The sequence below is a fragment of the Altericroceibacterium spongiae genome, from assembly GCF_003610805.1.
GTDB classification, from domain to species: domain Bacteria; phylum Pseudomonadota; class Alphaproteobacteria; order Sphingomonadales; family Sphingomonadaceae; genus Altericroceibacterium; species Altericroceibacterium spongiae.
This window is the reverse complement of record NZ_RAPF01000001.1, coordinates 427,654-441,764: the sequence shown is the minus strand read 5'-3', so window position 1 is coordinate 441,764 and position 14,111 is coordinate 427,654. Positions and strand designations below refer to the sequence as shown.

Genomic DNA, 14,111 nt, shown 5'->3' with positions numbered 1-14,111 from the left:
GGTGCCGCTCAGGCGGCCACGAGGAACAATGTCGTCGCAGCCTTATCCGCAACGCCGCCGAGCCAGCCTGTCAGCAAATAGCCAAGCGGAGAAATGAACAACGCGCTGATGGCAAGCAAAGCCCAGTGCGCCCAGTCCGAAGACCCCTTCACCACATCCGCCGGCTCGTCAAAATACATGACCTTGACGATCTTCAGATAATAGAAGGCACCGATCACGCTGGCAGCGATACCAACTGCGGCCAGCGCCACATAATCGGCTTCAACAGCAGCCTGAAACACTACAAACTTACCCCAGAAACCGAATAGCGGCGGAATACCGGCAAGGCTGAACATCATCATCGCCAGACAGGCGGCGAGAAGCGGCTTGCTACGCGACAGACCGGCGATATCGGCGATCAGCTCAACCGGAGCGCCATTTTCGTCCTTCATCATTACGATGGCGATAAAGCTGCCCGCAGTCATGGCGATATAAATGGCCAGATAGACCAGCATCGCACTCGCCCCGTCCACCGTTCCGGTGACAAGGCCGATCAGGATGAAGCCGACATTATTGATCGAACTGAAGGCCATCAGACGCTTGATATTGGCCTGACCGATAGCGCCCAGCGCACCGACTATGATCGAAGCCAGTGCCACAAAAAGCACGATCTGGCGCCAGGCATCCGCCTGCATACCGAACGCATCGAGCGAAACCCGCATCAACAGAGCAACAGCGGCCACCTTCGGTGCAGTGGCAAAGAACGCTGTGACAGGCGTTGGAGAGCCTTCATAGACATCCGGCGTCCACATATGGAACGGCACAGCCGAAATCTTGAACGCCAGACCGGCCAGCACGAAGATCACGGCGAACAGCGCACCGGTGGACATGTCACCCGTCAGAGCTGCCCGGACCGCCGTGAAATCGGTGGAACCGGTGAAGCCGTAAGTCAGGCTCATGCCGAACAGCAAAATACCGCTCGCCAATGCCCCGAGGACGAAATATTTCAGACCCGCTTCCGCCGAACGCTCATCATTACGCAGAAAAGCGGCAAGAACGTAGGACGCCAGACTGTTCAGTTCGAGACCGATATACAGCGTAAGCAAATCGGTGGCCGAAACCATCAGCGACATGCCCAGCGCGGCCAGCAGGATGAGAACCGGATATTCGGCCTTCATCGAACGGGTGCGGTCAAAGAAGCTCGGTGCAATCACCAGTGCGGCACCCGTCGCCGCGAAAATCAGCAGCTTGGCGAAACCGGCGAAAGCATCGGCGGTAAACAGACCATCAAAAGCCACTGCGTCCGGGCCTGCGACTCCGGCGCAAACCATCGGCGCAACCAAGAAGAAACAGGCGCCCAGAACGAAGCAGGCAATGACGCTGATCGCGCGGCTGGCCTTGTCACCGGCCCAGGCGGCGACCAGCAACAGTACGAGACTGGAAACCGAAAGGATAATCTCGGGCGCAATCAGCCCAAGGGAAGACTTGAAATCCATCAGTGTGCTCCCCCCTCGGCTGCTTCATGAGCAGCGTCGGCATGATCTGCCATTGGTACGGGTTCCCCCATTTCAAAATGTGAATCGCTTTCCGGAGCCGCTTGGGCAAGCCGGGCTTCGAGTGTCGCAATGTCATTGCGCATCGGTGCCATGAAGCTTTCGGGATAGACGCCCATCCACAAGGTCGCAGCAGCCAGCGCACCAAGCATGACCCATTCGCGGGCATCCAGATCGGGCAAAGCTGCGGCATCGGCATTCTTCTGTTCGCCGAAAGCAACCCGGCGATAAAGATACAACATATAAGCTGCACCCAGAATAATGCCTGTACCGCAGATCAGCGCGGCCCAGGTCGATACCTGATAGATACCAGCAAGGCTGAGGAATTCGCCGACAAAGTTGGCCGTTCCCGGAAGGCCGATGCTGGCCATGGTGAAGAACAGGAACAACACCGCATATTTCGGCATGTTCACGGCCAGGCCGCCATACCGGGCAATCTCACGCGTGTGTAGCCGGTCATAAATAACGCCGACACACAGGAAGAGCGCGCCTGAAACCAGACCATGCGCCAGCATCAGCATTACCGAGCCTTCGAGGCCCTGCACATTGAAGGAGAACAGGCCCACCGTCACAATCGCCATATGGGCGACCGATGAATAGGCGATCAGCTTCTTCATGTCGCTCTGGACCAGAGCGATAAGGCTGGTGACGACCACCGCGATCATCGACAGAGCCCAGACGAAATCGGCAAAATAGGACGAGGCTTCAGGCAGCATAGGCAGCGAGAAACGGATGAAACCGTAACCGCCCATCTTCAGAAGCACACCGGCCAGAATAACAGAGCCTGCCGTCGGAGCCTGCACGTGAGCGTCAGGCAACCAGGTGTGAACCGGCCACATCGGCATTTTCACCGCAAAACTGGCGAAGAAAGCCAGCCACAGCAATGTTTGCGCCTTTACCGGGAAATCATAGGCCATCAGCGTGGGAATATCGGTCGTCCCGGCTACATTCACCATCCACAGCATCGCGATCAGCATCAGCACCGAACCGAGCAAAGTGTAGAGGAAGAATTTATAACTGGCATAGATCCGGTTATCGCCACCCCAGATGCCGATGATGAGATACATCGGAATAAGGCTGGATTCGAAGAAGATGTAGAACAGGAAGAGGTCCTGCGCTGCGAAGACGCCGATCATCAGCACCTCCATCAGCAGGAACGCCGCCATATATTCGCCCACGCGCTTGGTGATCGATTTCCAGCTCGCACCGATACAGATCGGCATGAGGAAAACCGACAGCAGGATCAGCAACAGAGCAATACCGTCGATCCCCAGCGCCCAGCTGAAACCGGCAAACAGTTCAGCGCGTTCGACGAACTGCCACTGAGCTCCGCCGACATCGAAATTGAGCCACAACACGATCCCCAGAGCGAGATCGATCAGGGTTGCGATGAGCGCGATCATACGCGCGGCGCGAGCCTCTGCGAAGAGACAGGCCACCGCTCCGACGAGCGGCACCAGCAGCATCAGCGAAAGAATTGGAAAACCCTCCATTTAGCGCACCATCACCCAGCTGATCGCGGCAATCAAGCCGAGCAGCATGATTAGCGCATAGGAATAGAGATAGCCGGACTGGATCTTCTTCGCGACGACAGCGCCACGTTCGACGACCCAGGCCGCACCGTTAGGACCGAACCGGTCGATCAGGCCGACATCGCCCTGCTTCCAGAAGACCTTGCCGAGCCAGAATGCCGGACGGACGAAGATCAGATTGTACAACTCGTCGAAATACCACTTGTTGTAGAGGAAAGCGTGAACCTGCCTGAACTGATTGACGAATTTGCCCGGAATGGACGTGTCCTTGATGTAAGCGAACCAGGCAACAGCCAGACCGATCAACATCGCGATGGAGGCAGACAGTTTCACCCAGGTCGGAATGCCGTGCATTTCGTGCATGAGATGTTCGTTATAAACGATCGATCCCTGCCAGAAGCTCTCGCTTTCCACGAAGTAGGGGCTGAACACGAAGCCGGCAAAGACAGCGCCAACCGACAAAAGGATCAGTGGCACCAGCATTACCCAACCGCTTTCATGCGGATGATACCCGGCAGTGCCATCGTCTTCTTCCGGAGACGGAACGTGATGGCTGACATCGTGGCCGGAATCTTCCTGACGCGCCGGATTGGCTTCTTCAGGTTCATCATGACCGTGATGAACGGCATGCTGAATATGCTCAGACTGTGACCAGCGCGGCTTGCCCCAGAAGGTCAGGAACATCAGTCGCCAGCTATAGAAGCTCGTCAGCAAGGCAGCGATCGCACCCAGCCAGAAGGCTGTGCGGCCCATTTCAGTGCCGCTGGCAAAAGCCGCTTCGAGAATGGCATCCTTGGAATGGTAACCGGCAAAGCCTGCATGGAGCCAGTAAACACCGACACCGGTGATCGCCAGCGTCCCCGCCATCATCGCCCAGAAGGTTACCGGGATCTGCTTACGAAGCGCACCATAGTAACGCATATCCTGTTCGTGATGCATGGAATGGATCACCGAACCGGCACCGAGGAAGAGCAGCGCCTTGAAGAAAGCGTGCGTGAACAGGTGGAACATCGCCACACCGTATGCGCCGACACCGGCAGCGAAGAACATATAGCCGAGCTGCGAACAGGTCGAATAAGCGATCACACGCTTAATATCCCACTGTGTCGTACCGATAGTGGCTGCAAACAGACAGGTTAGTCCGCCGATCAGTGTGACGAAAGTCATCGTGTCGGGCGCCGCCTGAAACATCGGCGACAAACGACACACCATGAACACACCGGCCGTCACCATGGTCGCCGCATGGATTAGTGCGGAAACCGGCGTCGGGCCTTCCATGGCGTCGGGCAACCAGGTGTGAAGACCGAGCTGAGCCGATTTACCCATCGCGCCGATGAAGAGCAGCAGCGTCAGGATCGTCATGGTGTGGAATTCCATGCCGAGGAAATGCAGGGTCGCCCCCGACATTCCCGGAGCAGCCGCAAGGATTTCGGGAATCGAAACCGTACCGAACACAAGGAACGTGCCGAAAATACCGAGCATGAAGCCAAGGTCGCCCACACGGTTGACCACAAAGGCCTTGATCGCAGCAGCTCCGGCACTCGGTTTGCGGAACCAGAAGCCGATCAGCAGATAAGAGGCCAGGCCAACGCCTTCCCAACCGAAGAACATCTGAACGAGGTTATCGGCCGTCACCAGCATCAGCATGGCGAAGGTGAACAGGCAAAGATAAGCGAAGAAACGCGGCTGATCCGGCTCGTCATCCATATAGCCCCAGCTATAAAGATGCACGAGAGCCGACACGCTGGTGATGACCACCAGCATAATCGCCGTCATCGTGTCGACGCGCAGAGCCCAGTCGAATGCAAAATCGCCAGACTGTACCCACATCAGCACCGGAACCACGGAAGGTTCCGCCGTACCGGCGAGATAGCTGAGGAAAATCGGCCAGCTCAGCGCACAGGAAATGAACAGTGCGCCGGTGGTGATGACCTTGGCAGGTACATTGCCGAGAGCCTTATTGCCCAGTCCGGCAATGGCCGATGCCAGAAGCGGCAGGAAAACGATTATCAGGATGGAGGACATGTTCTTTTATCCCTTCATCCGGTTGACGTCATCGACGGCAATCGTGCCGCGGTCACGGAAGAAGATAACCAGAATGGCAAGGCCGATCGCGGCTTCACCCGCTGCGACGGTTAGAATGAACATCGCGAAAATCTGGCCGACCAGATCGTTCAGAAAGGCACTGAACGCCACGAAGTTGATATTCACCGACAGCAGAATGAGCTCGATCGCCATAAGGATCACGATCACATTCTTCCGGTTAAGGAAAATTCCCAGCACGCCAAGCACGAAAAGGATCGAGCTGACGACGACGTAATGTTCAATGCCGATCACAGCTTCACCCCGGTCATAGTTCAATCCCTTTGCCCACTTCGGGGCGCGTGTTGACGGTTGCGTCATCCGGACGGCGACGAACCTGCTTGTTGATATTCTGATGCCCGCGCACATCGCCACGTTCACGATGAGTCAGCACGATCGCACCGATCATGGCGACGAGCAAAACGAGACCTGCGCTTTCGAACAGGAAGAGATACCGGCCATAAAGAAGCGCACCGATGCTTTCGATATTGCTTTCACCGATCAGCGGTGCGCCGGTTCCATCGGCCGTACCGAGATGCAGAGCCCCTGCACTATAGGCACCGATGCCGAGGATCATTTCCGCCACCAGCACAATGGCGAGCAGCACCCCTATCGGAAAATACTTCACAAAACCGGCGCGCATTTCAGCGAAGTCGATTTCGAGCATCATCACGACGAAGAGGAACAGCACCGCAACCGCGCCGACATAGACAATCACCAGCAGCATGGCGATGAATTCGGCTCCGACCAGCACCATCAGGCCGGCCGCATTGAAAAATGCGAGGATCAGCCACAGCACCGAATGGACCGGGTTACGCGCCATGATGACGAGCGCCCCGGAGGCGATCACCATGGCGGCGAAGATATAGAAAGCTATCGTATGGATCATGACCGTCAGTCCTTGGCGAGCCGGTTAGCGATAGGGCGCATCGGCTTCAAGGTTCGCGGCAATCGCCCGCTCCCACTTGTCCCCATTCGCGAGGAGTTTCGCCTTGTCATAGAGGAGTTCCTCTCGGGTTTCGGTCGAATATTCGAAATTCGGCCCTTCGACGATAGCATCCACCGGACAGGCTTCCTGACAGAAACCGCAATAGATACATTTCGTCATGTCGATATCGTAGCGCGTCGTCCGGCGGCTTCCATCGTCGCGCGGCTCGGCTTCGATGGTAATCGCCTGTGCCGGACAAATCGCTTCGCACAGCTTGCAGGCAATGCAGCGCTCTTCCCCGTTGGGATAGCGGCGCAAAGCATGTTCACCACGGAAACGCGGGCTCAGATCGTTCTTCTCGAACGGATAGTTGATCGTCGCCTTGGGCTTGAAGAAATACTTCAAGGTCAGCGCGTGGGCCTTCACGAACTCATAGAGCGTGAAGGTCTTGATGAGATGGGGGACGCTCATCCGTACCTCGTCAGCATAAGATAACCGGAAACCAGCACTACGAAGAGCAGGCTCATCGGAAGGAAAATTTTCCAGCCCAGACGCATCAGCTGGTCATAGCGGAAGCGCGGGACCGTCGCCTTCACCCAGGAGAAGACGAAGAAGAAGAAGGCAGTCTTCAGCAGCCACCAGATAAAGCCCGGCACGACATAAAGAATGCCGATATCGAGCGGCGGCAGCCAGCCACCGAAGAACAGCGTGGTGTTCAGCGCGCACATCAACAGGACATTGGCATATTCGCCGAGCCAGAAGAGTGCGAAAGACATCGAGCTGTATTCGGTCTGATACCCCGCTACGAGTTCGGATTCCGCTTCGGTCAGGTCGAAAGGCGGACGCGCCGTTTCGGCCATGCCTGAAATCAGGAACAGAACCCACATCGGGAAGAGCAGAATATTGAAGAAGAAACCATTGACGATGCCAAGCCCGGCCCCCTTCTGCGCCAGTACGATTTCACTGAGATTGTTCGTACCGGCCCACAGGATCACGCAGATCAGAATGAAACCGATGGAAACTTCGTAGGAAATCATCTGCGCGGCCGCACGAAGCGCCGAAAAGAAGGGGTATTTGGAGTTCGACGCCCAGCCCGAAATCACCACGCCATAAACACCGAGCGATGAGATCGCCAGAACGTAGAGCAGACCGACATTGATGTCGGCGAGCACGGCCCCGTCGGCGAAAGGCACCACCGCCCAGGCCATCAGCGCCACGGTAAAAGTGATGATCGGTGCGATCAGGAACAGCCCCTTATTCGCAGCCGAAGGGATAATGGTTTCCTGAAGGAAGACTTTCAAACCGTCCGCAAAACTTTGCAGCAGGCCGAACGGGCCGACCACATTGGGCCCGCGCCGGAGCGCCATAGCCGCCCAGATCTTACGGTCGAAATAAATGACCATGGCCACTGCCAGCATCAGCGGCAGCGCAATCAGCAGGATTCCGCAGACCGTCGCCACGAACCAGGCCCATCCATAGGTCATGCCAAGGGATTCGAAAAAGGCGGTCATTCGGCGGCCTCCGGAAGCGCTTCACCATGGAGCAGTTCGGCAGAGCATTGCTGCATCACCGCACTGGCCCGAGCGATCGGGTTGGTCATGTAGAAATCCTTGATCGGATAGCTGATGGCACCGTCTGCTTTCACGGAAGAATCCGCAGCCGGAAGAGCGCCGTAATCGGCCAGACCTTCGACACCCAGCGCCGGCACTTCGGCAATCATGGCCGCGCGCAGCTGATCGAAACTGTCGAACCCGACCGAAACACCCAATGCATCGGCGAGAGCCCGCAGGATCGTCCAGTCTTCACGGGCATCGCCCGGTGCGAAAACGGCCTTGTCAGCGAACTGAACGCGGCCCTCTGTATTCACATAGGTCCCGGCCTTTTCGGTGAAGGCCGAAGCGGGCAGAATAATTTCCGCCGCATGCGCGCCCTTGTCTCCGTGATGACCGATATAGACTTTCAGCGCATCGGCGAAAGGTTCGTAATCCATTTCATCCGCGCCGAGCGAGAGAACGACCTTCGGCTTTGCTGCAGCGAGATCGGCCATGCCGCCCTTCTGCGCGAAACCCAGCATCAGCGATCCCATCCTTGCGGCGGAGAAATGCAGCACATTGAAGCCGTTCCAGCCTTCGCGGACCAGTTTCCACTCTTCGGCCAGCGCCAGAGCGGGATGCAGCGCACCTTTAGCAAGAGCGGCACCGCCCACGATCACTGCAGGACGTTCTGCCCCGGACATAGCCTTTGCGACATGCGCCGGAAGATCGTGCAGCAGCGAAACGTTTTCGCCCAGAAATTCAGCCGGATAGGTGGTTTCCCATTCAGGGCCGATCAGGAAGATCTGTGCCCCGCGCTTGGCCGCCTTGCGCAGCCGGACATTCAGCAGTGCGGCTTCCCAGCGAATATGACTGCCGACGATCAGGATCGCATCGGCATTTTCGATTTCGGCGAAGCTCGTATTGAAATTGACCGCTGCGAGGTTCGAGACATCGTAGGTCATACCAGTCTGACGGCTTTCCACGAGGTCCGAGCCCAGCGCGTTAACCAGCTTTTTAGCGGCAAACATCGTTTCGCAATCGACCAGATCACCGGCTATTGCGGCAATATCCTTGCCCGGTTTGGCCGCGGCGATCAGCTCGAAAGCTTCATTCCAGCTCGCCGGCTGAAGCTTGCCTGCCTTACGGATCCATACCTTATCGAGCCGGCGGCGGGTGAGACCTTCGACCTGATAGCGCGCCTTATCCGAAATCCACTCTTCATTCACATCGTCATTGATGCGCGGAAGAGCGCGCAGCACTTCACGGCCGCGGCTGTCGACCCGAATATTGGCGCCCATCGCATCGGAAATGTCGATAGACAGCGTCTTTTTCAGTTCCCACGGACGGGCTTCATAAGCATATGGGCGCGAGGTGAGCGCACCGACCGGGCACAGATCGATCACATTGGCCGACAGCTCATGCTTGGCAGCCTGTTCCAGATAGGTCGTGATCTGAAGATTCTCGCCGCGATACAATGCGCCGATTTCATCGACACCGGCCACTTCCTCGGAGAAGCGCACACAGCGCGTGCAATGGATGCAGCGCGTCATGATCGTCTTGATGAGCGGCCCCATATTCTTGGAGGTCACCGCACGCTTATTTTCATGGTAGCGCGAAGCGCCACGACCATAAGCCAGCGACTGATCCTGAAGATCGCATTCGCCGCCCTGGTCGCAGATCGGACAATCGAGCGGATGGTTGATGAGAAGAAATTCCATCACCCCTTCACGCGCCTTCTTGACCATCGGCGTGTCGGTGCGGATTTCCTGCCCTTCGGTCGCCGGCAGCGCGCAGCTTGCCTGCGGCTTGGGCGGTCCGGGCTTCACCTCGACCAGACACATGCGGCAATTGCCGGCGATCGACAGCCGTTCATGATAGCAGAAACGGGGAATTTCCTTACCGGCAAGCTCACAGGCCTGCAAAACGGTGGCACCATCGGGAACTTCGAGTTCCTGGCCGTCTACGGTTACTTTAGGCATTACTCAGCAGCCTCCTGGAAGGCACCCGCACGGGCATCGATGCGGCGCTCCAATTCAGGGCGGAAGTGGCGGATCAGGCCCTGGATCGGCCAGGCGGCCGCATCGCCCAGAGCGCAGATCGTGTGGCCTTCCACCTGCTTCGTCACTTCAAACAGCATATCGATTTCGGACTTGTCGGCTTCGCCTTCGCGCAGACGTTCCATCACACGCCACATCCAGCCCGTTCCTTCACGGCACGGTGTGCACTGGCCGCAACTTTCATGCTTGTAGAAGGAAGCGATGCGGCTGATGGCGCGCACGATATCGGTGGATTTATCCATCACGATCACGGCTGCGGTGCCAAGGCCGGAGCCGACACCCTTCAGACCGTCGAAATCCATCGGGCAGTCCATGATCTGCTCGGCAGGCACCAGCGGAACCGAGGAGCCACCGGGGATTACGGCGAGCAGATTGTCCCAGCCACCGCGAATACCGCCGCAATGCGTTTCGATCAGTTCGCGGAAAGTAATGCCCATCGCATCTTCGACGACGCAAGGCTTCTCGACATGGCCGGAAATCTGGAAGAGCTTGGTGCCCTTGTTGTTTTCACGACCGAAACCGGAGAACCATGCCGCGCCGCGCCGCATAATCGTCGGCGCAACGGCGATGGATTCCACATTGTTAACCGTCGTTGGGCAACCATAAAGGCCGGCCCCGGCGGGGAAAGGCGGCTTCAGACGCGGCTGCCCTTTTTTGCCTTCAAGGCTTTCGATCATCGCGGTTTCTTCACCGCAAATATAGGCGCCGGCGCCACGGTGAACGAAAACGTCGAAATCGTAACCCGAACCCGCCGCATTCTTGCCCAGCAGCCCTGCATCATAGGCTTCCTGAACCGCTGCGAAGAGCGTTTCGGCTTCACGGATATATTCGCCGCGAATGTAGATATAGGCCGCCCGCGCACGCATGGCGAAACCGGCCACCAGAGCGCCTTCGATCAGCTTATGCGGATCGTGACGCATGATTTCGCGGTCCTTGCAGGAACCGGGCTCGGATTCGTCGGCATTGATGACCAGAAAACTCGGGCGCGGATTGCCCTTGTTATCTTTCGGCGCTTCCTTGGGCATGAAGCTCCACTTCATGCCGGTGGGGAAGCCTGCCCCGCCCCGGCCGCGCAGACCGGATGCCTTGATTTCGTCGATGATCGCATCCTGCCCTTTGGCGAGGATGGCTTTCGTATCATCCCAGTCGCCACGCTTGCGTGCCGCTTCGAGATTCCATGGCTGAAAGCCATAGACATTGGTAAAGATACGGTCCTTATCGGCGAGCATCAGCTCATTCCTCCGAATACGAAAATGGCAGCAACCACCAGGATCACGACCAGTGCGATCGTCTTGGTGATCCCTTTAAGCACTTTCCATGCAAGGGCCACCGCCACGAGCGCGATAATAAGAGTAGCGAGCGAAGCGCTCACCATTCACCCCGATAGTCATGGTTTTCAGCCACCATGTCTTTCAGGGTTGTCGGTCCGCCGGACGGTTCGCTGGTATGGCGCCCCGGCTCCTGCGTACCGGCCTTGGGGATTTCACCTGCCGCCAGCGCGTCGAGCACCTTGTCGAGACGTTCCGGCGTCAGGTCTTCGTAATTGTCGTCATTGATCTGGACCATCGGCGCCGTGGCGCAATTGCCCATGCACTCCACTTCGGTGAGAGTCCACAGACCGTCTTCCGTCGTATGGCCCTGCTTCATGCCGCGCTTGTAGCAGGCATCGAGAATATCATCCGAGCCGCGCAGCATACACGGCGTCGTGCCGCAGACCTGCACATGAAATTTGCCGACCGGGGCCAGATTATACATCGTGTAGAAGGTCGCCACTTCGAGCACGCGAATAATCGGCATATCGAGATAGCCGGCGATATATTCCATCACCGGCAGCGGCAGCCAGCCCTGCGTATCGGTTTCGGCGCCGACCTGACGCTGAGCCAGATCGAGCAGCGGCATCACCGCCGATTTCTGGCGACCTTCCGGATAGCGGGCGACGACCTTCTTTGCCTGTTCGGCATTTTCAGGTGTCCAGGCGAAATTGCCCCACCGCTCACGCAGTTCGGGGCTATCAGGTGCGGGTGCGCGTTCAGCCATTAGCGAACAAACTCCACTCGAGAGCATTTGTCGCCCTCGAAACTATAGATGGCCATAACCTCGAAAGGTTCGGCAGTTGCTGACCGGAAAACCCGTTCATGCAGCACAGCATAATTTTCGAATTCCGCGCCGTAGAGAATTTCCACACGGTTTTCGGGGAATTCGCCGAACATGGCTGTCAGACCGGAAACAATGCCTTCCCGGCCATCACGCACGACATCGCCGCGATAGCCCGCTTCCGAAGCATTTTCGGTCATCAGCGCAACATAGCTCTCCGCATCCTGCGCATTGTAATAACCAATCATCCGTTTCGCGATTTCGAGCTTGCTCACCGGTCGCACTCCCCGAACACGATATCCATAGCGCCCAGAATAGCCGTGGCATCGGGTAGCATATGCCCCTTGCTCATGAATTCCATGGCCTGAAGATGGCTGAACGCCGTCGGACGAATCTTGCAGCGATAAGGCTTGTTCGAGCCGTCCGAGACCAGATAGACGCCGAATTCGCCCTTGGGGCTTTCGGTCGCGACATAAGTCTCACCGGCAGGAACGTGGAAGCCTTCGGTGTAGAGCTTGAAATGATGGATCAGCGCTTCCATCGACTGCTTCATCTCACCGCGCAGCGGCGGTGAAACCTTGTGGTCGGTGCTGTGCGCCGGGCCATCGGGCATTTCAGCGACACATTGCTTGATGATTTTAGCCGACTGGCGAACTTCCTCGACCCGCACCATCATGCGGTCATAGCAATCGCCTGCCGTTCCGACCGGAATTTCGAAATCCATCCGGTCATAGACATCGTATGGCTGGCTCTTGCGGATATCCCAGGGCATACCCGCAGCCCGGATCATCGGGCCCGAGAAACCCCAGGCCAGCGCATCTTCCTTGCTGACCACCGCAATATCGACATTACGCTGCTTGAAGATGCGGTTATCGACCACCAGGCTCATCGCATCTTCGAACAGTTCGGGGAGACGTGTCTCAATCCAGTCGCCAATATCGGTGAGCAGCTTGAGCGGTACATCCTGATGGACACCGCCGGGGCGGAACCAGGCACTGTGCATCCGTGCGCCGGACGCACGCTCGAAGAAATTGAGGCAATCCTCGCGCAGTTCGAACAGCCACAGATTGGGCGTCATCGCGCCGACATCCATGACATGCGAACCGATATTGAGCATATGGTTCGAAATCCGGGTCAGCTCCGCAAAAAGCACGCGCAGATATTGCGCCCGCAGCGGAACCTCGATGTTCATCAGCTTCTCGATAGCCAGAACATAGGAATGTTCCATGCAAAGCGGCGAACAGTAATCGAGCCGGTCGAAATAAGGCAGCGCCTGCAAATAGGTCTTGTATTCGATCAGCTTTTCGGTGCCACGGTGGAGCAGGCCGACATGCGGATCGATCCGCTCGACGATTTCGCCGTCCAGTTCCATGACCAGACGCAGCACACCATGCGCAGCGGGATGCTGCGGACCGAAATTGATCGTGTAGTTCGTGATCGCTTCGTCACCGATGGTGGTGGGCGATTCCTCTACTGTAAAGCTCATGACGCGCCCTTATCCTTGTCGACCTCGGTGGCCGACTTGGTTTCGACCGTTTCACCCTTGCGAGGTTCTTTGCCCGGACGATCCTCGGTTGCCTCAGGCGCGCCGCTTTTATCTTCGCCCTTATCGGTCTGGGCGGGAGCGGCATCGCTCTTCTTTTCGGCTGCCTTTTCATCGGCGGCCTTACCGGCGCCGGTATCCTTGGGCTTATCCGTCGTCTTGGCGCTGTCAGCCTTGGGGGCCTCGGCCTTTTCGTCACCGGGAAGGACATATTCGGCCCCTTCCCAGGGACTCATGAAATCGAAGCTGCGGAAATCCTGCGCCAGTTCGACCGGCTCGTAGATCACCCGCTTTTCCTCTTCGGAATAGCGCACTTCCTGATAGCCGGTGAGCGGGAAATCCTTGCGGAAAGGATGCCCTTCGAATCCGTAATCGGTCAGAATGCGGCGCAGATCGGTATTGCCCTGAAACAGCACGCCATACATGTCGAACACTTCGCGTTCGAGCCAGCCTGCGCTGGGGAACAGCGTCGTCACGGTCGGCACCGGTGTATTTTCATCCGTGCTGACCTTGACCAGCAAGCGGTGATTTTTCGTCACCGAAAGCGGCATATAGACCACTTCGAAACGTTCGAGCCGCTGGGGATAATCGACCCCGGCAATTTCCATGAGCTGCTGATATTCATGCTCGTCGCGCAGCAGACGGAGCGCATCCTCGATCCGCTCCCGCTTCACGGTCAGAATCAGCTCTTCATGCTCGATCACCGCTTCGAGGAGAATATCCCCGAGCGTGGCACAAATCGCGTCCTTCACCTCTTCAGCGGGGGTGAATTTGGGTGCGGGATGAAGAATGGTTGCCATCAGCCTGC

General features: G+C 57.5%; 14 protein-coding genes. All 14 read right to left on the bottom strand.

Annotated elements, in window-relative coordinates; translation table 11 throughout:
- Nucleotides 1-8: 8 nt before the first annotated feature.
- From nuoN to D6851_RS01945, 14 genes are read right to left on the bottom strand one after another with little or no spacing between them, the layout of a single operon-like run.
- Entirely contained in the window at nt 9-1,475 is a 1,467-nt protein-coding gene (gene nuoN / locus D6851_RS02005; protein WP_120323179.1) for an NADH-quinone oxidoreductase subunit NuoN, read from the bottom strand.
- Nucleotides 1,475-3,025 (bottom strand): NADH-quinone oxidoreductase subunit M, encoded by a 1,551-nt coding sequence (locus D6851_RS02000; protein ID WP_120323178.1) that lies wholly within the window; start codon nt 3,023-3,025, stop codon nt 1,475-1,477. The genes nuoN and D6851_RS02000 overlap by 1 nt, the downstream gene beginning before the upstream one ends.
- Nucleotides 3,026-5,089: an NADH-quinone oxidoreductase subunit L gene (gene nuoL / locus D6851_RS01995; protein ID WP_120323177.1), complete on the bottom strand. Its 2,064-nt coding sequence runs from the start codon at nt 5,087-5,089 to the stop codon at nt 3,026-3,028.
- A gap of 6 nt (nt 5,090-5,095) precedes the next feature.
- Nucleotides 5,096-5,401, bottom strand: coding sequence for an NADH-quinone oxidoreductase subunit NuoK (gene nuoK / locus D6851_RS01990; protein ID WP_120323492.1), 306 nt, complete (start codon nt 5,399-5,401; stop codon nt 5,096-5,098).
- 13 nt (nt 5,402-5,414) lie between these two features.
- On the bottom strand, nt 5,415-6,035 hold the full coding sequence (locus D6851_RS01985) for an NADH-quinone oxidoreductase subunit J (protein WP_120323176.1): 621 nt from the start codon (nt 6,033-6,035) through the stop codon (nt 5,415-5,417).
- 24 nt (nt 6,036-6,059) lie between these two features.
- Nucleotides 6,060-6,545 (bottom strand): NADH-quinone oxidoreductase subunit NuoI, encoded by a 486-nt coding sequence (nuoI, locus tag D6851_RS01980; RefSeq protein WP_120323175.1) that lies wholly within the window; start codon nt 6,543-6,545, stop codon nt 6,060-6,062.
- A complete protein-coding gene (gene nuoH, locus D6851_RS01975) occupies nt 6,542-7,585 on the bottom strand; it encodes an NADH-quinone oxidoreductase subunit NuoH (protein WP_120323174.1) in 1,044 nt (347 codons plus the stop codon). Before nuoH ends, nuoI begins: the two co-directional genes overlap by 4 nt.
- Nucleotides 7,582-9,588: an NADH-quinone oxidoreductase subunit NuoG gene (gene nuoG, locus D6851_RS01970; RefSeq protein WP_120323173.1), complete on the bottom strand. Its 2,007-nt coding sequence runs from the start codon at nt 9,586-9,588 to the stop codon at nt 7,582-7,584. Before nuoG ends, nuoH begins: the two co-directional genes overlap by 4 nt.
- Entirely contained in the window at nt 9,588-10,895 is a 1,308-nt protein-coding gene (gene nuoF / locus D6851_RS01965) for an NADH-quinone oxidoreductase subunit NuoF (RefSeq protein WP_183029944.1), read from the bottom strand. The genes nuoG and nuoF overlap by 1 nt, the downstream gene beginning before the upstream one ends.
- Nucleotides 10,895-11,041 (bottom strand): hypothetical protein, encoded by a 147-nt coding sequence (locus D6851_RS17655; protein ID WP_183029970.1) that lies wholly within the window; start codon nt 11,039-11,041, stop codon nt 10,895-10,897. The genes nuoF and D6851_RS17655 overlap by 1 nt, the downstream gene beginning before the upstream one ends.
- Entirely contained in the window at nt 11,035-11,703 is a 669-nt protein-coding gene (locus D6851_RS01960; protein WP_120323171.1) for a complex I 24 kDa subunit family protein, read from the bottom strand. The genes D6851_RS17655 and D6851_RS01960 overlap by 7 nt, the downstream gene beginning before the upstream one ends.
- Entirely contained in the window at nt 11,703-12,035 is a 333-nt protein-coding gene (locus D6851_RS01955) for a nuclear transport factor 2 family protein (protein ID WP_420797074.1), read from the bottom strand. The genes D6851_RS01960 and D6851_RS01955 overlap by 1 nt, the downstream gene beginning before the upstream one ends.
- Nucleotides 12,032-13,246, bottom strand: coding sequence for an NADH-quinone oxidoreductase subunit D (locus D6851_RS01950; RefSeq protein WP_120323170.1), 1,215 nt, complete (start codon nt 13,244-13,246; stop codon nt 12,032-12,034). Before D6851_RS01950 ends, D6851_RS01955 begins: the two co-directional genes overlap by 4 nt.
- Entirely contained in the window at nt 13,243-14,103 is an 861-nt protein-coding gene (locus D6851_RS01945) for an NADH-quinone oxidoreductase subunit C (protein WP_120323169.1), read from the bottom strand. The genes D6851_RS01950 and D6851_RS01945 overlap by 4 nt, the downstream gene beginning before the upstream one ends.
- Between the last annotated feature and the right edge of the window lie 8 nt (nt 14,104-14,111).

Bases quoted from the DNA above. Each gene is read 5' to 3' on its own strand.
- nuoN (WP_120323179.1), bottom strand. From the start codon at position 1,475: ATGGATTTCAAGTCTTCCCTTGGGCTGATTGCGCCCGAGATTATCCTT.
- D6851_RS02000 (WP_120323178.1), bottom strand. From the start codon at position 3,025: ATGGAGGGTTTTCCAATTCTTTCGCTGATGCTGCTGGTGCCGCTCGTC.
- nuoL (WP_120323177.1), bottom strand. From the start codon at position 5,089: ATGTCCTCCATCCTGATAATCGTTTTCCTGCCGCTTCTGGCATCGGCC.
- D6851_RS01985 (WP_120323176.1), bottom strand. From the start codon at position 6,035: ATGATCCATACGATAGCTTTCTATATCTTCGCCGCCATGGTGATCGCC.
- nuoI (WP_120323175.1), bottom strand. From the start codon at position 6,545: ATGAGCGTCCCCCATCTCATCAAGACCTTCACGCTCTATGAGTTCGTG.
- nuoH (WP_120323174.1), bottom strand. From the start codon at position 7,585: ATGACCGCCTTTTTCGAATCCCTTGGCATGACCTATGGATGGGCCTGG.
- nuoG (WP_120323173.1), bottom strand. From the start codon at position 9,588: ATGCCTAAAGTAACCGTAGACGGCCAGGAACTCGAAGTTCCCGATGGT.
- nuoF (WP_183029944.1), bottom strand. From the start codon at position 10,895: ATGCTCGCCGATAAGGACCGTATCTTTACCAATGTCTATGGCTTTCAG.
- D6851_RS17655 (WP_183029970.1), bottom strand. From the start codon at position 11,041: ATGGTGAGCGCTTCGCTCGCTACTCTTATTATCGCGCTCGTGGCGGTG.
- D6851_RS01960 (WP_120323171.1), bottom strand. From the start codon at position 11,703: ATGGCTGAACGCGCACCCGCACCTGATAGCCCCGAACTGCGTGAGCGG.
- D6851_RS01950 (WP_120323170.1), bottom strand. From the start codon at position 13,246: ATGAGCTTTACAGTAGAGGAATCGCCCACCACCATCGGTGACGAAGCG.
- D6851_RS01945 (WP_120323169.1), bottom strand. From the start codon at position 14,103: ATGGCAACCATTCTTCATCCCGCACCCAAATTCACCCCCGCTGAAGAG.